The organism is Streptomyces sp. SCA2-17 (genome assembly GCF_044336695.1).
The window spans coordinates 4,972,234-4,989,516 of record NZ_CP117521.1 but is presented as its reverse complement, the minus strand read 5'-3'; the positions used below and the strand labels follow the sequence as shown (position 1 = coordinate 4,989,516).

The window sequence follows — 17,283 nt, the reverse complement described above, 5'->3', positions numbered from 1 at the left end:
CCGGACTGGCGGCACCGAACAGGGGCCGGGCTCAGCCCGGGTGGGGGCCCGTAGCGACCGGGCGGGACGGGTCGGAGGACCACTCGCTCCAGGAGCCAGCGTACAGCGCCGCCGGAATCCCCGCCACGGCCAGCGCCAGCACCTCGTGCGCCGCGGAGACCCCCGAGCCGCAGTAGACGCCCACCTCGGTGCCGTCCACGGCCCCCAGCGCCGCGAAACGGGCCGCCAGTTCGGCGGCGGGGCGCAGCCGCCCGTCCTCGGCCACGTTCTCCGTGGTCGGCGCGGAGACCGCGCCCGGGACGTGGCCCGCGACGGCGTCGATCGGCTCGACCTCGCCCCGGTACCGCTCCCCCGCCCGTGCGTCCAGCAGCAGCCCGCGGCGGGCCAGCGCCGCCGCGCCGTCCGCGTCGAGCAGCGGCAGCGCCCCCGGCCGCGGAACGAAGTCGCCCTCGCGCACGGCCGCCGGCTCGTCCGTGACCGGCCCGCCCTGCGCCCGCCAGGCGGCGAGCCCGCCGTCGAGGACCCGTACGGACGGGTGCCCGGCCCACCGCAGCATCCACCACGCCCGCGCGGCCGCCCAGCCCAGGCCCCCGTCGTAGACGACGACGTCGCCGGAGGAGCCGACGCCCGCCCGGCGCATCGCCGCGCCGAAGACGGCGAGGTCCGGCAGCGGGTGCCGGCCGTCCTTGCCCGCGGGCCCGGCGAGCTCGGCCTCAAGGTCGACGTAGACCGCGCCGGGAATGTGCCCCGCCTCGTACTCGGGCCGCCCGGGCGGACCCCCGAGCTGGTAGCGGACGTCCAGCAGGACCGGCGGCTGCCCGCTCGCCGACGCGTTCATGAGTTCGGCTGCGGTGATGATGGCATTCATGGCCCCCATCCTGACGTAGTCCCTGGCGTAGTCGGACGTGCGGTCAACGGGCCTCTGGCGGGGCCGCGCACACCTGATCGATACTGGGCGCCCCCGCCCTCCGCGGCCCGCGCGAGCGCCGGAACGGTACTGCCCCGCGATTGCGGGCATTCTCCTGCGGGAACCCGGGAATCCCGGCGCGGCCGGGGGCGCGTGACGGCCGGTGGTGCAACCATCTGGTCGTGCCCCGTCCCGTACCACCCCCGCGCGCCGCGGCCCGGCGCGGGACGCGCGGCCACCACGATGGTCCGAGGAGAGAGTGACATGACCGAGGTTTGGGGCTCCCCCCGGCCAGGAGCACGTGAGGACCGGCGCGCGCCGGGCACCCCGTGCTGGACGAGTCTCCTGGCGCACGACCTGGAGTCGATCCAGGACTTCTACGGCGGTCTGTTCGGCTGGGCGTTCTACAGCCCCGGGCCGCGCCGGCTGGGGCCCTACGTCCGCGCCACGGTCGACGGCCGCGACGTGGCCGGCCTCGGGGAGCTCGCGCCGGGCGTGCGGTTGCCGACCGCGTGGGCCACGTACCTCGCCAGTGACGACGCGGACGAGGCCGCGGAGTGGATCCGCTGCCTCGGCGGCACGGTCGGGGTGGGGCCGCTGTCCGCGGAGGACGCGGGGCGGCTGGTGCTCGCCAGTGACCCGGCGGGCGCGCCGTTCGGCATCTGGCAGGGCCGGAAGCTGACGGGCACGCAGCTGACGGGCGTTCCGGGCACGCCCGCGTGGCACGAGCTGGTGACCCCCCGGGCGTCCGCCGTCGTCGGCTTCTACCGGGCCCTGTTCGGCTACGACGTCAAGCCGGCGGACGCGGAGACCAGTGACTACCTGACGCTGCAGCTCGGCGACAAGCCCGTCGCGGCGATCCGCGGGGCCGGGGCGGCGCTGCGGAGCCCGCACTGGATGACGTACTTCGAGGTCGCGGACACCGACGCCGCGGCGCTGCGGGTGGCGGAGCTGGGAGGCCGGGTGCTGCGGCCGCCGCACGAGGGGCCGGCCGGCCGGGTGGCCACGGTCGCCGACCGGGAAGGGGCCGTCTTCACTCTGCTGCGGACAGTCCGCTGACCGGGTCGCCGGCGGAGTCGGGGTCCACGGGCAGCACGTCGGGCGAGAGCGCCGCGGCGCGGGCCGCGGCGGCCGTCAGCCTGCGGCGGTGGTGGCGCCGGCACAGCACTTCGTAACCGACCACGGTCTCGGGCTGGTTGACGTCGCCGACGACGACCTGCGCGCCCTCGACGACCATCTGCCCGCCCACCGTGCGGGCGTTGTGCGTGGCACGCGCGCCGCACCAGCACAGCGCCTCGACCTGGAGCACCTCGATGCGGTCGGCGAGTTCGACCAGGCGCCGGGAGCCGGGGAAGAGCTTGGTGCGGAAGTCGGTGGTGATGCCGAAGGCGAAGACGTCGAGTTCGAGGTCGTCGACGATCCGGGCGAGCTGGTCGACCTGGTCGGGGTCGAGGAACTGCGCCTCGTCGGCTATGACGTAGTCGGCGCGGCGGCCCGCGGAGAGGTGGGCGACGATGTGCGCGTAGAAGTCGAACCCCTCCCCCGCCTCGACGGAGTCGGTGACCAGGCCGAGCCGGGAGGAGAGCTTGCCCGCGCCGGCGCGGTCGTTGCGGGTGTAGATCATCCCTTGCAGGCCGCGGGCCGAGCGGTTGTGCTCGATCTGCAGAGCGAGGGTGCTCTTTCCGCAGTCCATCGTTCCGGAGAAGAACACCAGCTCGGGCATGGGGAAGCCAATGCCTTTCATAGATCGGGGCGTTGTGGGGGGCGGCGGGGACGTTGTGTGAGCGTACGTACGGGTCAGGGTCGCACTTCGAGGAGCGGAACGAGCTGCTCCACGGGCGTCATGGAGCCGTGCAGCCCCACCATCGCGGATTCGTTCGGCTCGGTCTCGGTGGCGACGATCGCGATGTCGTCGCGGGCGGCGGCGACCACGTCGCCGATCCGGCCGTACACGCGGTCGTCGACGCCCTCGCCGGGCCGGCCGAACCAGCCCGCCTCGATGGCCTCGTCGCGGCTCGCGATCCACATCTGCTCGCCCAGCACCTCCCGCCACACGGCGAGGACGTCGGCGGCGGCGCCGGGGACCGCGTAGACGTGGCGGGCGCGCGCCTCGCCGCCGAGCAGGGCGACGCCCGCGCGGAGCTCCCAGTCCTCGTCGAAGTCGATGCGCGACTCCGGGTCGAACGGGATGTCGATCATGCCGTGGTCGGCGGTGACGTACAGGGCGGAGCGGGGCGGCAGCTGCTCGGCGAGGCGCTGGGCGAGGCGGTCGACGTACATCAACTGGCCGCGCCACTCGTCGGAGTCGACGCCGAAGCGGTGCCCCTTGCCGTCGACGTCGCTGTAGTACGTGTAGACGAGCGAGCGGTCCGCGGCGGCGAGCCGGTCGGCGGCGAAGTCCATCCGCTCCTCGCCGGAGAGCCGGCCGTGGAACGTGCCGCCGCTCAGCGCGATCTTCGTCAGCGGGGTGTGCTGGAAGTCCGGCGCGGAGACCTGGCAGGTGTGCACGCCGGCCGCGTCCGCCAGCTGGAAGACCGTCGGGTACGGCTGCCAGGCGTGCGGGTCGGTCCAGGGGCGCCAGCGCAGCTGGTTCATCAGCTGCCCCGTGGCCGGGTCGGCCACCGTGTAGCCGGGCAGGCCGTGGGCGCCCGGCGGCAGGCCCGTGCCGACGGAGGCGAGGGAGGTCGCCGTGGTGGACGGGAAGCCCGCGGTCAGCGGCGCGGAACCGGTCGTCAGCGAGTGCAGGAACGGCGCCTCGGCGGGATGGGCGCGCAGCAGCTCCCAGCCGAGGCCGTCGATCAGGAACACGCACACGCGGTCGGCCGGGGGGAGCTCCAGGCCCGTGGAGAACCCCGGGACCCCCATGCCCGCCGCGACGGCGGGCAGCAGGTCGGCCAGCGAGCCCGTGCCGTAGCGGGGCAGCGGGGCCGAGCGGGGGTCGAGAGGGGCGGGCTCGTGCCAGGCGGAGCCCGCGGTCATCGCGTAGGACATCAGCGGTTGGCCGGCGCCGTCGCCGCCGTGGCTTCGGAGAGCGCCTGGGCGAAGGCCAGGGTCTGGCGGACGGTGTCCGGGCCGTCGCCGGCCTCGCTGACGCGCAGGCTCAGGTCGTCGGCCGTGGAGGAGCCGGTGTAGCCGTGGTCGGCGTCGCAGTTGGGGTCGCCGCAGGCCGCGGGCTCCAGGTCGATCCGGGACACCGCGCCCCAGCCGATGTTCAGCACGACCTCGCGGGGCAGGGTGCCCGGCGTGTACGACTCGGGGTTGGCGACGACGCGGCTCAGCACGACCGAGGAGATCCGCTCCAGCTTCACGGACTCCGTGGAGGTGGTGGCGTACGGGGACGGGGACGTGCCGTCGGCGGCCTGCTCGTCGGTGTGGCTGACGATGAAGCGGGTGCCGGTGAGGACGAGGACCGTGACGTGGCGGCGGACCTCGTTGGAGTCGAACGTCGTCTCCTGGTGCACCAGGTACGACACGACCGGCTCCCCGCCCACTGCGGCCTCCACCGCCTCGGCCACGAGGGCCGGGTAGTAGCCGCTGCGCTCGATCGCCGCGCGCAGCCCTTGGGTCGTCGTACCGGTCTTCGCCATAAGCCCATCCTAAGGGGCCCACGGGCCCCAGCCGCCCGATGCGTCCGCGCCACCCCCGCCCGGCCGGCCCCGATGGGACAGGCATCACACGGAGCCCCTCCTTCCGCCCGCGCCCTCCGCCTCCGGCGACGCCGAAGCGACCACCCAGAGGCGGGACGGCACCGCCGGAAGGCACGATCGTGGCTGAGCGCCGCTGCGGCGGGCATGGGTTGCCCGGCAGGGAATCGACAGCCCGCGCCGCACGCCGCCCGGGCACTCTGCCCCCCCCACGACGCAGACCGGCCTGGCAGCGGCGGGACGGCACCGCCGAACAGCACCATCGAGGCTGAGCGCCGCTGCGGCGGGCATGGGTTGCCCGGCAGGACAGCGACAGCCCGCGCCGACTTGCACTCCGCCGCCGCCCAGGCACCCCCGCGACGGCAAGCAACCCACGCCGGCGTGATCGGCATCGTGGCCAGGCACCGCCGCGGCGGACAAGGCTTGCCCGGCAGGGCAGCGGCAGCCCGCGTCGCACGCACACACCGCCGCCGCCGGGCACTCTCGCCCCGCCGCCGCGGCGAGCAACCCGCTCCGGCGTGGTCGGCGGTGCCCGGCGCGGCCCAGGCCGCGCGGCCGGGTGCAACCCGGTGGGCTGTTGCTGTCAGACCACCGGCAGGCTGCGGGGGCCCAGGTCCGTGCGGGCCGGGGCCGGGGAGAGGCGGATCGTGGCGCCGAGGACGTGGACGCCCCGGGGCGCGACGATCACCGGTTCCAGGTCGGCGCCGACGACCTCCGGGTGGTCGTCGACGAGCCGGGAGACCCGTAGCAGCAGCTCCTCCAGCGCCCGCGTGTCCACCGGCGCCGCACCGCGCCAGCCGAAGAGCAGCGGCGCGGTGCGGATCGAGCGGATCTGCTCGGCGGCGTCCCGGTCGGTCACGGGGACGAGCCGGTGCGCGGTGTCGCCGAGCAGCAGCGACGGCGCCCCGGCCAGCCCGAAGGACAGGACCGCGCCCGCCGCCGGATCGATCGCCGCCCGCACCACCGTGTCGACCCCGCGCGGCGCCATGGACTGGACGACGAGCCGGGTCTCCTCGGGCTTGCCGAGGAGCTCGGTCAATTCGGCGTACGCGCGGCGCAGTTCCGCCTCGCCGCCGAGGTCGAGCCGGACGCCCCCGAGGTCGGCGCGGTGGCGCAGGTGCGGGGCCGTGGGCTTGAGGGTGACGGGGAAGCCGAGCCGCCCGGCCGCCCGCACGGCGCTGTCGGGGTCGGGCGCCGGCAGGGCGGGCAGCACGGCGATCCCGTACCGGGCGAGGAGCCGCTGCGTGTCGGGCGCGGAGAGGGTGACCGCGCGGGGCCCCTCGGGCGGCGGCGCGAGGACGGCGCCGTGGGCCTCCAGGAGCACTTCGATGTCCGCGGCGGCGCCCGCCTCGTCGATGTCGTCGTACTCCGGCACCCGCCCCGGCTCGGCCGCGAGCCGCCGCCAGCGTGCGTAGCGCGCGGCCTCGGCGAGGGCCCGTACGGCCCGCTCGGCGGCGGGGTAGGCGGGGATCCGTACGGCCGCGCCCCCGTCGCCCGCGGCGGCCGGCTCCGGCGGCTCGGCGAGGGCTTCCGCGAGCCCGGGGATCTCCAGGTGCACGACGGTGACCGGCTTCGCGGCGGGCGAGGCCGCGACCGCCTCCCGCAGCGCCCCGGCGAGGTCGGCCGCGGAGGCGTCCCCGACCCAGGGGATGGCGGTGACGACGACGGCGTCGCACTCCTCGTCCGCCAGGGCCCCGGCCAGCGCGCGGCGGAAGTCGGCGGGCCGGGCGCCGGTGGTCAGGTCGTACGGCGGCTGAGGCCGCAGCCCGTCCGTGAGGCAGGCGTCGTAGGTGAGCAGGGCGAGGGACTCGGAGTTGCCGAGGATGGCGACGCGCGGGCCGGCGGGCAGCGGCTGGGAGGCGAGGAGGAGCCCGGTGTCGGCGAGCTCGGTGACCGTGTCGACGCGGATGACGCCGGCCTGCCGGAGCAGGTCGGAGACGGTGGCGTCGGGGATCCGGGTGGTGGGCACGGCGTGCCCGGTGGGCGCGGCGCCGCCGTGCCGGGCGCCCTTGACGACGACGACCGGCTTGCGGGCGGCGGTGCGCCGGGCGAGCCGCGTGAACTTGCGGGGGTTGCCGATGGACTCCAGGTACATGAGCACGAGGTCGGTGTCGGGGTCGTCGTGCCAGTACTGCAAGAAGTCGTTGCCGGAGACGTCCGCGCGGTTGCCGGCGGAGACGAAGGTGGAGATGCCGACGAGCCCGGCGGCTCGCCGGTGCAGCCCGGACAGCAGGGCGATGCCGATGGCCCCGGACTGGCTGAAGAGCCCTATGCGCCCGGCGGCGGGCAGCTCGGGCGACAGGGAGGCGTTCAGGCGGACGCCGGCGGCGGTGTTGATGAGCCCGAACGCGTTGGGCCCGATGATGCGCATCCCGTACGAGCGGGCCTGGCGCACCAGCTCGCGCTGCCGGTGGCGCCCGTCGGCGCCGCTCTCGCCGTACCCGGCGGAGAGGACGACGAGCCCCTGGACGCCGTGCTCGCCGCACTCGGCGACGACGGAGGGCACCTGCTCGGCCGGAACGGCGACGACGGCGAGGTCGACGGGCCCGTCGATGCCGAGGACGGAGCGGTGGGCGGGCACGCCCTCCGGTTCGAGCCGGGTGAGGTCCTCGGGGAAGGCGTGGTTGACGGCGTGCACCCGGCCGGTGAAGCCGCCGGCGAGCAGATTGCGCAGGACGGTGCGCCCCATGCCGCCGGGCGCGCGGCCGGTGCCGATGACGGCGACGGAGCCGGGCGCGATCAGCCGCTGGACCGAGCGGGCCTCGGCGCGCTGCTCGCGGGCCCGCTGGACGGCCAGCGAGCGGTCGGTGGGCTCCAGGTCCAGTTGGAGGCGGACGACGCCGTCCTCGAAGCTGCGCTTCTGGGTGTAGCCCGCGTCCGTGAACACCTTGATCATCTTGGTGTTGGCGGGCAGCACCTCCGCGGTGAAGCGCCGGATTCCGCGCTCCCGGGCGACGGCCGCGATGTGCTCCAGGAGGGCGGAGGCGACGCCGCGGCCCTGGTGGGCGTCCTGGACGAGGAAGGCGACCTCGGCCTCGTCGGCCGGTCCGGACGCCGGCATGCCGCGGCCGTCGATGCGGTCGTAGCGGACGGTGGCGATGAACTCGCCGCCGACGGTGGCGGCGAGGCCGACCCGGTCCACGTAGTCGTGATGGGTGAAGCGGTGCACGTCCCGGTCGGAGAGGCGGGGGTAGGGGGCGAAGAAGCGGTAGTACTTCGACTCGTCCGAGACCTGCTCGTAGAAGCTCACGAGCCGCTGCGCGTCGTCCGGCGCGATGGGGCGCAGATGGGCGGTGCCGCCGTCGCGCAGCACGACGTCGGCTTCCCAGTGGGCGGGGTAGGCGTGCTCGTGCCCGGACTGCGCCGGCGTCGTCTGCATGGGGCCAGCGTAAGGCCGGGCGCTGACAGCCGGAGCGCTGCCGCGGAGCACTCCGGGCACCGTGAGACACTGGTCTAGACAACCCCTACGACTTGAAGGGCAACACCATGGCTGAGCGCCGCGTCAACGTCGGCTGGGCCGAGGGCCTGCACGCCCGTCCCGCGTCGATCTTCGTCCGTGCGGCGACCGCCGCCGGCGTCCCCATGACGATCGCCAAGGCCGACGGCACCCCCGTCAACGCCGGCTCGATGCTGGCCGTGCTGGGCCTGGGCGCCCAGGGTGGCGAGGAGATCGTCCTGGCGAGCGACGCCGAGGGTGCCGAGGCTGCTCTGGACCGCCTGGCGAAGCTGGTCGCCGAGGGCCTTGAGGAGCTTCCGGAGACCGTCTGATCCGACGGAATCGCACGCGGCGGGGCCGCGGCGGCCGAGGGAGGCCGCCGCGGCCCCGTTGTCGTTCCTGAGCGCCGTTCCCGAGCGTTCCGAGCGTTGCCCCAAGAGAAATCCATGGCATTCACGCCGCGACAGCAGCGCATTCCATAGGTGCGAGTTCAGCCGGAGAACATTTCCTTCGGTAACTCGCGGGCACTAATGCGCGCTTCAAGAACCGGCGATCACCGTTCTCACACCGGGCGCCGCATTCCCCTTCCGTGCCGCCGGCACTGCGCGCCGCAGCCGGAATTCCCCCGGCACCCGGTCCGCGCGGGCCGCGGCGATCGCCCGGGCCCGCTCGGCGTCGCCGCGGGCGACGGCGTCCACGAGGGCGCCGAGCAGCTCCCACGTGTCGACGGGCCGCACCGGCGGCTCCGCCGCGTACACCCAGGCGATCTTGAGCCGCAGCTGGGTGAGCAGCCCCGCGATGCTGGGGCTTCCGGACGCCTGGGCGAGCGTCTCGTCGAACCAGTCGCCCAGCGGCCGCAGCTCGCCCGTACGGCCGCCCCGGGCCCGCTCCTGGCCCAGCCTGACCAGCCCGCGCAACACCTTCAGGTGCGCCTCCGTGCGGCGCTGCGCGGCGCGCGCGGCGCCCAGCGGCTCCAGCAGGGCGCGCACCTCCAGCAGATCCGCGGCCTCCTGCTCGGTGGGCTCGGCGACGCACGCGCCGGCGTGCCGCCGGGTGGTCACGAACCCTTCCGAGGCGAGGGTGCGCAGCGCCTCGCGCACGGGCACGCGGGAGACGCCGTAGCGGCGCGCGAGGACTTCCTCGGTGAGCCGGCTGCCGGGCGGAAACGTGCCGGAAACAATGTCGTCACGAATCGCCGTGCACACGGCATGCGCGGAAATCCGACGGCTCTCTTGAGCCGCTGTCCCCTCACCGTTCACGTACGGCCCCGCATGGGTGGACCTCCGGATAACCCCCGCGAAACGCGGCCGATTGACGTTTGTTCAGCGACTCTATTGCAGAGGCCCGCGATTTCCGACGGCGCACGGGAAGTCATCGATATGTTTTGGCCAACACGGGGGCGGGCAGCGGGCCGGCGGACGGACTCGGGCCGGGCACGGCGAAGGCCCCGGCCGGTGGGCCGGGGCCTTCGTCAGGCGATGGGGCGCGCGGGGCGCCGCCGGGCGCGGTGCGTCAGAGGGAGACGCCGTGCTCGGCGAGGTACGCGACGGGGTCGATGTCGGTGCCGTAGACGGCGCCCGTGCGGGCCTCGAAGTGCAGGTGCGGGCCGGTGACGTTGCCCGTGGCGCCGGAGAGGCCGATCTGCTGGCCGGCGGTGACGCTCTGGCCGACGGAGACGCCGATGGACGACAGGTGGCCGTACTGCGTGTACGTGCCGTCGTTGTGCTTGATGACGACGTTGTTGCCGTACGCGCCGCCCCAGCCCGCCTCGACGACGGTGCCGGCGCCCACAGCCTGGACCGAGGTGCCGGTCTCGGCGTGGAAGTCGACGCCGGTGTGGCTGCCGGAGGACCACAGGCCGCTGGAGGCCTTGTAGGACGTGGAGACGTACGAGCCGGCGATCGGCGAGACGAAGGTGTTGAGGCGCTTGCGCTCCTGCTCGCGGGCGATGCGCTCCTGCTCCTTGCGCTCGGCCTCGGCCTTGCGCTTGGCCTCGTCGTCGGCCTTCTTGACGTCGGCGGCCTGCTGCTTGGCGGCGGCCTCGGCGTCGTGGGCGGCCGCGGACTCGGCGGCGGCGCTGCTCTGGACCTGAGCCTGCTCGCCGATGCGGCCGGCGGTGTCCTCGCCGATGACGACGGCCTGGGTCAGGCCGGTGTCCTCGGTGGTGCGGTGGACGTCGTCGGGGGAAGCGGCCAGCGCCGGGGCGGCGAAGCCCGCGACGACACCGGTGGCGGCGAGGGTGGCTATGCCCGCCGCGTTCGCGCTGACGCGAACGGCGCGGCTCGGCTTGCGGTGTTTCCCGGTGGCACGAGTGAACGCCATGGGTGAGGCTGGTCCTTTCCTTCCCTCTCGCCTACCGGGTTAGCTGACGGGTTCGGAGCAGGAAGGTCTCCTACGGATCCCTCCGGAAAGGGGCCCGATTCACCCCAGGGACACTTGGGTCCCCGGCTCCCCTGGCTCGCGCCGTACGGGGACTCGGCGATGTCTGCCCGGGCCGCGGATGCGACGCACATCTGACGGACAGACGCTTTGACGCTAGACGCCGTCACTTTCGATCGGCAAACAGAAGCCCCATTTTGTGGCCCACGCCACAGTGCAGACGTGCAACCACTCCGCTAAACCGGACATTTGGCAGGCACGCGCGCCTGCCGGGCGCGCGTGCCTGCCGGTTGACGGCAGGTCGGCGGGGCCGGCCCGCCGCCGGGGTTCAGCCCGTGATCACGGTCACGTCGCCGATGCCGAGGGCCCGGACGGGCTCCTCGATCTGCGCGGCGTCACCGACGAGCACCGTCACCAGCCGGTCGACCGGGAAGGCGTTGACGACGGCGGCCGTGGCCTCCACCGTGCCCGTCGCGGCGAGGCGCTCGTACAGCCGCGCCTGGAAGTCGTCCGGGAGGTGCTGCTCGACCTGGTCGGCCAGCGTCCCGGCGACGGCCGCGGCCGTCTCGTACTTGAGCGGGGCGACGCCGACGAGGTTCTGCACGGCGGAGTCGCGCTCCTCGTCCGTCAGGCCGCCTTCGGCGAGGGTGCGCAGCACCGTCCACAGGTCCCCCAGGGCGGGGCCGGTGGAGGCGGTGTCCACCGAGCCGCTGATGGCCAGCATGGCCGCGCCGGTGCCCTCCGGGGAGGACAGCAGCACCTGGCCGAAGGCCCGGACGCCGTAGGTGTAGCCCTTCTCCTCGCGCAGGACGCGGTCCAGGCGGGAGGTGAGGGTGCCGCCGAGGCAGTACGTGCCTACGGACTGGGCGGGCCACACCGCGTCGTGCCGGTCGGCGCCGACGCGGCCGATGAGGAGCTGCGTCTGGACCGCGCCGGGGCGGTCCACGATGACGACACGGCCGGTGTCGTCGGCGGTGACCGGCGGCAGCGGGTGCGGCTCGGCCGGGGAGCCCGTCCAGGCGCCGAGCGAGTCGGCGAGGGCCCCGTCGAGGTCGATGCCGGTGAAGTCGCCGACGACCACGGCGGTCGTGGTGGCGGGCCGGACGTGGGCCTCGTAGAAGGCGCGCACGGAGGCGGCGTCGATGCGGGCGACGGTCTCCTCGGTGCCCTGGCGGGGGCGGGACATCCGCGACCCGGCCGGGAAGAGCTCCTTGGAGAGCGCCATGGCGGCCCGGCGGGAGGGGTTGGCCAGCTCGTGCGGGATCTCGTCCAGACGGTTGCCCACCAGGCGCTCGATCTCGTGGTCCGGGAAGGCCGGGGCGCGCAGGGCGTCGGCGACGAGGCCGAGGGCCTTGGCGAGGCGGGAGGCCGGCACCTCCAGGGAGAGGCGCACGCCGGGGTGGTCGGCGTGGGCGTCGAGGGTGGCGCCGCAGCGCTCCAGCTCGGCGGTGAACTCCTCGGCGGTGTGCTTGTCGGTGCCCTCGGACAGGGCGCGCGCCATGATGGTGGCGACGCCGTCGAGGTCCTCGGGCTCGGCGTCCAGGGGAGCCACCACGTTGATGTCCACGGCGACGACCTGCTGGCCGGGGCGGTGGCAGCGCAGCACCGTCAGGCCGTTGGGGAGCGTGCCGCGCTCGGGCGCGGGGAAGGCCCAGGGGGCCGCGGGCCCGGCCTGGGGCCGCGGGTGGAAGTCCATGGAGGGGTGTGCGGGGTCAGCGGCTACGGCGTCGCTCACTTGGCCGTCTCCTCTTCTGCGTCGGCGGTCTCGTCGGCGGCGGGGGTGGTGGGCTCGTACACCAGCACGGCGCGGTTGTCGGGGCGCAGGCGGGCCTGGGCGACCTGCTGCACCTCCTGGGGGGTGATGTCCAGGACGCGCTGCACGGCGGTGAGGGCGAGCTGGGGGTCGCCGAACAGCACCGCGAAGCGGCACAGTTCGTCGGCGCGGCCGCTGACGGTCGCGAGGCGGTCCAGCCACTCGCGCTCCAGCTGGGCCTGCGCGCGCTCCATCTCCTCGGGCGTCGGGCCCTCGGCGGCGAAGCGGGCCAGCTCCTCGTCGACGGCGGATTCGATGTCGGCGACCTCGGCGCCGCCGGAGGCCTTGACGTCCAGCCAGCCCAGCGAGGGGGCGCCCGCGAGGCGCAGCAGGCCGAAGCCGGCGGCGACGGCCGTGCGGTCGTGGCGGACGAGGCGGTTGTGGAGCCGGGAGGACTCGCCGCCGCCGAGGACGGTGACGGCCAGGTCGGCGGCGTCGGCCTCGCGGGAGCCGTCCTGCGGGAGGCGGTAGGCGGCCATCATGGCGCGCGCCGGGACCTCTTCGCGGACGACCTGGCGCAGCTCCTCGCCGATGGTGACGGGGAGGCTGCCGTCGCGCGGGGGCTGCTTCCCGTCGTGCGCGGGGATGGAGCCGAAGTACTTCTCGATCCAGGCGAGCGTCTGCTCGGGGTCGATGTCGCCGACGACCGACAGGACGGCGTTGCCCGGCGCGTAGTACGTGCGGAAGAAGGCGCGGGCGTCCTCCAGGGAGGCCGCGTCCAGGTCGGCCATGGAGCCGATCGGAGTGTGGTGGTACGGGTGGCCGTCGGGGAAGACCATGGCGGTCAGCCGCTCGAAGGCGGTGCCGTAGGGGACGTTGTCGTAGCGCTGGCGGCGCTCGTTCTTGACGACGTCGCGCTGGTTCTCCATCGACTCGTCGTCGAGGGCGGTGAGCAGGGAGCCCATCCGGTCGGCTTCGAGCCACAGGGCCAGCTCCAGCTGGTGGGCCGGCATGGTCTCGAAGTAGTTGGTGCGCTCGAAGCTGGTGGTGCCGTTGAGGGAGCCGCCGGCGCCCTGCACCAGCTCGAAATGGCCGTTCCCCTTGACCTGGGCGGAGCCCTGGAACATAAGGTGCTCGAAGAGGTGGGCGAGGCCTGTGCGGCCCTTGACCTCGTGCCGCGAGCCGACGTCGTACCAGAGGCAGACGGCGGCGACCGGGGTCAGGTGGTCTTCGGAGAGCACCACCCGCAGGCCGTTGGCCAGGCGGTGCTCGGTCGCTGTCAGGCCGCCGGTACCGGCCTGTTGCGTGGCCGTGTGACCCATGGGCATGTACGTCCCTTCGATCGCTTGAAATCTCGCGCCCGTGCGCGACGACTCGTGCGCGATGGCTCGCGTGATGAACAGTGCTGTCACTGTATGCAAGCGCGCTGACATCCGGCGAAGTTCCCGGCGCGGTGCCCCCTTACGGACGGGTCGTGTCCGGTGTTGTCAGTGGCGCGGTCCACAATGGTCCGCGTCAGCACCCTGCCTCGGCAATCGATCGAAGGAGCCGCAGCCGCGATGGCCCGCCGCAGCACGAAGACCCCGCCGCCGGAGAACTTCGAGGAGCGCATCCTCGACATCGACGTCGTCGACGAGATGCAGGGTTCCTTCCTCGAGTACGCCTACTCCGTCATCTACTCCCGGGCCCTGCCCGACGCGCGCGACGGCCTCAAGCCGGTCCACCGCCGCATCCTCTACCAGATGAACGAGATGGGCCTGCGCCCCGACCGCGGCTACGTGAAGTGTGCCCGCGTCGTCGGCGAGGTGATGGGAAAGCTGCACCCGCACGGTGACGCCTCCATCTACGACGCCCTGGTGCGCATGGCGCAGCCGTTCTCCATGCGCGTGCCGCTGGTCGACGGCCACGGCAACTTCGGCTCGCTCGGCAACGACGACCCGCCCGCGGCCATGCGCTACACCGAGGCCCGTATGGCGTCGGCCACGTCCTTGATGACGGAGTCCATCGAAGAGGACACGGTCGATTTCACGCCGAACTACGACGGCAGCGAGCAGGAGCCCGTCGCCCTGCCCGCCGCCTATCCGAACCTGCTGGTGAACGGCTCGTCCGGGATCGCGGTCGGCATGGCGACGAACATGCCGCCGCACAACCTCGGCGAGGTCGTCGCCGCCGCCCGGCACCTGATCAAGCACCCGGGCGCCGACCTCGACACGCTGATGAAGTTCATCCCCGGCCCGGACCTGCCCACGGGTGGCCGGATCGTCGGCCTGAGCGGCGTCCGCGATGCGTACGAGACCGGCCGCGGCACCTTCAAGATCCGTGCCACGGTCGCCGTGGAGAACGTGACGGCCCGCCGCAAGGGCCTGGTGGTCACCGAGCTGCCCTTCGCGGTCGGCCCCGAGAAGGTCATCTCCAAGATCAAGGACCTGGTCGGCTCGAAGAAGCTCCAGGGCATCGCCGACGTCAAGGACCTCACCGACCGCGCCCACGGCCTGCGCCTGGTCATCGAGATCAAGAACGGCTTCAACCCCGAGGCCGTCCTGGAGCAGCTCTACAAGCTCACGCCGATGGAGGAGTCCTTCGGCATCAACAACGTGGCGCTGGTCGACGGCCAGCCGCTGACCCTGGGGCTCAAGGAGCTCCTGGAGGTCTACGTCGACCACCGCTTCGAGGTGGTGCGGCGGCGCAGCGAGTTCCGGCGCGGCAAGCGGCGCGACCGGCTGCACCTGGTCGAGGGCCTGCTGGTGGCGCTGCTCGACATCGACGAGGTCATCAGGATCATTCGATCGAGTGAGAACGCGGCGCAGGCCAAGGAGGCCCTGATCGCCCGCTTCTCCCTCTCCGAGGTGCAGACGCAGTACATCCTCGACACCCCGCTGCGCCGGCTGACGAAGTTCGACCGCATCGAGCTGGAGGCCGAGCGCGACCGGCTGACCGAGGAGATCGAGAAGCTGACGCGGATCCTGGAGTCCGACACGGAGCTGCGCAAGCTGGTCTCGAACGAACTGGGCGACGTGGCGAAGAAGTTCGGCACCGACCGCCGTACGGTCCTGCTGGAGTCGGCGGGCGCCCCGGCGTCGGCGGTGCCGCTCCAGGTCGCCGACGACCCGTGCCGCGTCCTGATGTCCTCCACCGGCCTGCTGGCCCGTACGGCCACGGGCGAGCCGTTCCCGCCGGCCGCGGGCGACGCCAAGCGCGTCAAGCACGACGTGATCGTCTCGGCGGTGCCGGCGACGGCCCTGGGCGAGGTGGGGGCGGTGACGTCGGCCGGGCGGCTGCTGCGGGTGCGGGTGATCGACCTCCCGCAGCTGCCGGAGACGGCGGCGGCACCCAGCCTGTCGGGCGGGGCGCCGGTGCCGGAGTTCCTGACCCTGGAGGACGGTGAGACGGTCGTCTGCCTCACGACGCTGGACGAGTCCTCGCCGGGGCTCGCGATCGGCACGGAGCAGGGCGTCGTCAAGCGCGTGGTCCCGGACTATCCGGCCAACAAGGACGAGCTGGAGGTCATCTCCCTCAAGGAGGGCGACCGGATCGTGGGCGCGGCCGAGCTGCGGACGGGCGAGGAGGACCTGGTCTTCGTCACGGACGACGCCCAGCTGCTGCGCTACCAGGCCTCGCAGGTGCGTCCGCAGGGCCGCCCGGCGGGCGGCATGGCGGGCGTCAAGCTGTCCGCGGGCGCGAAGGTGATCTCTTTCACGGCCATCGACCCGGCGGCCGACGCGGTGGTCTTCACCCGGGCCGGGGCGCGGGGCGGCATGGGCGGTGCCACGGAGGGCACGGCGAAGCTGACGCCGTTCGACCAGTACCCGCGCAAGGGGCGGGCGACGGGCGGGGTGCGCTGCCAGCGCTTCCTCAAGGGCGAGGACTGCCTGGTGATGGCCTGGGCGGGGCCGGCTCCGGCGCGCGCCGCGGACGCCAAGGGCGTCCCGGTGGAGCTGCCGGAGACCGACCCGCGCCGTGACGGCTCGGGCACGCCCCTGGCGAAGCCGGTGAGCGCGCTCGCGGGCCCGGTGTAAGCAGCGGTCGGGGGGCGCCCGCGGAGGGCGCCCCCCGTCAGGCATGTGCGTTCAGGCCTACGCGTTCAGGCCTGTGCGTAGCGCAGGACTCCCCACATGGTGTGCTCCTCGGCGAGGGGCTCCCCCGGGGAGACGCGGCAGCGCTCCAGGCCGGCCCGCAGCGCCCCTGCGTCGACCCCCTTCCCGATCAGTACGAGCTGGGTGAGCCGTTCCTCGGCGCGGGCCCAGGACGAGGGGTAGAAGCGCAGGAAGTCGCCCACGGCGTGCACGGCGAACTTGTGCTTGTGCCCGGCTATGCCGAAGTACACGAAGCCCTTGATGCGGTAGAGGCCCTCCGGCCGGCTGTCGAGGAACTCCATCAGCCGCCGCGGGTCCACGGGCTCCGCGGAGACGAACTCGATGCTCTCGTAGGCGGCGTGCAGGTGCCCGCTGTGGTCGCAGCCGTCGTGGCAATCGTGCTCGTGGCAGTCGTCCTCGTCGTCGGCGTGCAGGTCCTCGAAGGACAGCTGCCGCACCACGGCCGTGTCCTCCTCGCGCGGCTTGCGGTCGAAGAGCAGCTCCGGGTCGACGCGCCCGTAGGACGCCGGTACGACGGGCGTGCCGGGGCTGAGCTCCGCCAGTTCGGCGAGGAGGTCCTGGCGGGCCTCGTCGCCGATCCTGTCGGCCTTGTTGAGGACGACGAGGTCGGCGATCGCCACGTGCCGGTCGAGCTCGGGGTGGCGGGCGCGGGTGGCGGCGAACTCCGCCGCGTCGACGACCTCGACGAGCCCTCCGTAGACGATGTCCTTGTTGTCGCTGGCGAGGATCATCCGGATGAGCTCCTGCGGCTCCGCGAGCCCGCTGGCCTCGATGACGATGACGTCGATGCGGGCCGCCGGGCGCGACAGCTTGTCGAGGAAGCCGTCGAGCTCGCTGGTGTCCACGGCGCAGCACAGGCAGCCGTTGCCGAGCGAGACCATCGAGTCGACCTGCCCGGCGACGCTCATGGCGTCGATCTCGATGCTGCCGAAGTCGTTGACGACCGCCCCGATGCGGGTGCCCCCGCTTCTCCCCAGGAGGTGGTTGAGGAGGGTGGTCTTGCCCGATCCCAGGAATCCTGCGAGCACGATGACCGGGATCTGTCGCTTGGCCACGGGGGCGCCTCCATC

Annotated in this window: 13 protein-coding genes and 1 riboswitch; of the genes, 3 read left to right on the top strand and 10 right to left on the bottom strand. The window is 73.7% G+C overall.

From position 1 onward, the window contains the following. Positions 1–31 precede the first annotated feature (31 nt). A complete protein-coding gene (locus PS271_RS22590; RefSeq protein ID WP_398384123.1) occupies positions 32–868 on the bottom strand; it encodes a sulfurtransferase in 837 nt (278 codons plus the stop codon). A gap of 303 nt (positions 869–1,171) precedes the next feature. On the opposite strand from PS271_RS22590, the gene PS271_RS22585 reads away from it, so the two are divergent. After that, positions 1,172–1,966 carry a VOC family protein gene (locus PS271_RS22585; RefSeq protein WP_398384121.1) on the top strand — a complete coding sequence of 265 codons (795 nt, stop codon included), beginning with the start codon at positions 1,172–1,174 and terminating at the stop codon, positions 1,964–1,966. Here the strand turns inward: PS271_RS22585 and PS271_RS22580 are convergent. The 4 genes from PS271_RS22580 to PS271_RS22565 form a co-directional block, all read right to left on the bottom strand. Beyond that, positions 1,941–2,630, bottom strand: coding sequence for a thymidine kinase (locus PS271_RS22580; RefSeq protein ID WP_398384120.1), 690 nt, complete (start codon positions 2,628–2,630; stop codon positions 1,941–1,943). The two genes, PS271_RS22585 and PS271_RS22580, sit on opposite strands and share 26 nt — an antisense overlap. A 74-nt stretch (positions 2,631–2,704) precedes the next feature. Next, the gene (locus PS271_RS22575) at positions 2,705–3,898 is read right to left on the bottom strand and encodes an alkaline phosphatase family protein (RefSeq protein WP_398384118.1); all 1,194 of its coding nucleotides are present in this window, start codon (positions 3,896–3,898) and stop codon (positions 2,705–2,707) included. Then, positions 3,898–4,494, bottom strand: a complete 597-nt coding sequence (locus tag PS271_RS22570; RefSeq protein WP_398384116.1) for a DUF5998 family protein — start codon at positions 4,492–4,494, stop codon at positions 3,898–3,900. The genes PS271_RS22575 and PS271_RS22570 overlap by 1 nt, the downstream gene beginning before the upstream one ends. Before the next feature lie 640 nt (positions 4,495–5,134). Further along, entirely contained in the window at positions 5,135–7,930 is a 2,796-nt protein-coding gene (locus PS271_RS22565) for a bifunctional acetate--CoA ligase family protein/GNAT family N-acetyltransferase (RefSeq protein WP_398384114.1), read from the bottom strand. Between the two features lie 107 nt (positions 7,931–8,037). Here PS271_RS22565 and PS271_RS22560 point away from each other — a divergent pair, with 107 nt between their 5' ends. Next, on the top strand, positions 8,038–8,319 hold the full coding sequence (locus PS271_RS22560; protein ID WP_398384112.1) for an HPr family phosphocarrier protein: 282 nt from the start codon (positions 8,038–8,040) through the stop codon (positions 8,317–8,319). A gap of 207 nt (positions 8,320–8,526) precedes the next feature. Here the strand turns inward: PS271_RS22560 and PS271_RS22555 are convergent, their stop codons facing one another. From PS271_RS22555 to PS271_RS22540, 4 genes are all read right to left on the bottom strand, one after another. Further along, entirely contained in the window at positions 8,527–9,192 is a 666-nt protein-coding gene (locus PS271_RS22555; RefSeq protein ID WP_391474697.1) for a GntR family transcriptional regulator, read from the bottom strand. A 307-nt stretch (positions 9,193–9,499) separates the two neighbouring features. Then, entirely contained in the window at positions 9,500–10,309 is an 810-nt protein-coding gene (locus PS271_RS22550; protein ID WP_398384110.1) for a M23 family metallopeptidase, read from the bottom strand. Positions 10,310–10,322: 13 nt separating this feature from the next. After that, a riboswitch (cyclic di-AMP (ydaO/yuaA leader) is annotated at positions 10,323–10,478 on the bottom strand. A gap of 216 nt (positions 10,479–10,694) precedes the next feature. Next, entirely contained in the window at positions 10,695–12,062 is a 1,368-nt protein-coding gene (locus PS271_RS22545; protein WP_398386994.1) for a M16 family metallopeptidase, read from the bottom strand. A 35-nt stretch (positions 12,063–12,097) separates the two neighbouring features. Then, positions 12,098–13,441, bottom strand: coding sequence for a M16 family metallopeptidase (locus PS271_RS22540; RefSeq protein ID WP_398386992.1), 1,344 nt, complete (start codon positions 13,439–13,441; stop codon positions 12,098–12,100). 237 nt (positions 13,442–13,678) lie between these two features. On the opposite strand from PS271_RS22540, the gene PS271_RS22535 reads away from it, so the two are divergent. Beyond that, a complete protein-coding gene (locus tag PS271_RS22535; protein ID WP_398384108.1) occupies positions 13,679–16,135 on the top strand; it encodes a DNA gyrase/topoisomerase IV subunit A in 2,457 nt (818 codons plus the stop codon). A 65-nt stretch (positions 16,136–16,200) separates the two neighbouring features. Here PS271_RS22535 and PS271_RS22530 read toward each other — a convergent pair whose 3' ends face one another. Next, on the bottom strand, positions 16,201–17,268 hold the full coding sequence (locus tag PS271_RS22530) for a CobW family GTP-binding protein (protein ID WP_398384106.1): 1,068 nt from the start codon (positions 17,266–17,268) through the stop codon (positions 16,201–16,203). Positions 17,269–17,283: the final 15 nt, after the last annotated feature.

Excerpts from the sequence above, each read along its gene's own strand:
- PS271_RS22580 (WP_398384120.1), bottom strand. The coding sequence starts at position 2,630 with ATGCCCGAGCTGGTGTTCTTCTCCGGAACGATGGACTGCGGAAAGAGC.
- PS271_RS22570 (WP_398384116.1), bottom strand. The coding sequence starts at position 4,494 with ATGGCGAAGACCGGTACGACGACCCAAGGGCTGCGCGCGGCGATCGAG.
- PS271_RS22575 (WP_398384118.1), bottom strand. The coding sequence starts at position 3,898 with ATGTCCTACGCGATGACCGCGGGCTCCGCCTGGCACGAGCCCGCCCCT.
- PS271_RS22585 (WP_398384121.1), top strand. The coding sequence starts at position 1,172 with ATGACCGAGGTTTGGGGCTCCCCCCGGCCAGGAGCACGTGAGGACCGG.
- PS271_RS22560 (WP_398384112.1), top strand. The coding sequence starts at position 8,038 with ATGGCTGAGCGCCGCGTCAACGTCGGCTGGGCCGAGGGCCTGCACGCC.
- PS271_RS22590 (WP_398384123.1), bottom strand. The coding sequence starts at position 868 with ATGAATGCCATCATCACCGCAGCCGAACTCATGAACGCGTCGGCGAGC.
- PS271_RS22535 (WP_398384108.1), top strand. The coding sequence starts at position 13,679 with ATGGCCCGCCGCAGCACGAAGACCCCGCCGCCGGAGAACTTCGAGGAG.
- PS271_RS22550 (WP_398384110.1), bottom strand. The coding sequence starts at position 10,309 with ATGGCGTTCACTCGTGCCACCGGGAAACACCGCAAGCCGAGCCGCGCC.
- PS271_RS22540 (WP_398386992.1), bottom strand. The coding sequence starts at position 13,441 with ATGGGTCACACGGCCACGCAACAGGCCGGTACCGGCGGCCTGACAGCG.
- PS271_RS22565 (WP_398384114.1), bottom strand. The coding sequence starts at position 7,930 with ATGCAGACGACGCCGGCGCAGTCCGGGCACGAGCACGCCTACCCCGCC.
- PS271_RS22545 (WP_398386994.1), bottom strand. The coding sequence starts at position 12,062 with ATGGACTTCCACCCGCGGCCCCAGGCCGGGCCCGCGGCCCCCTGGGCC.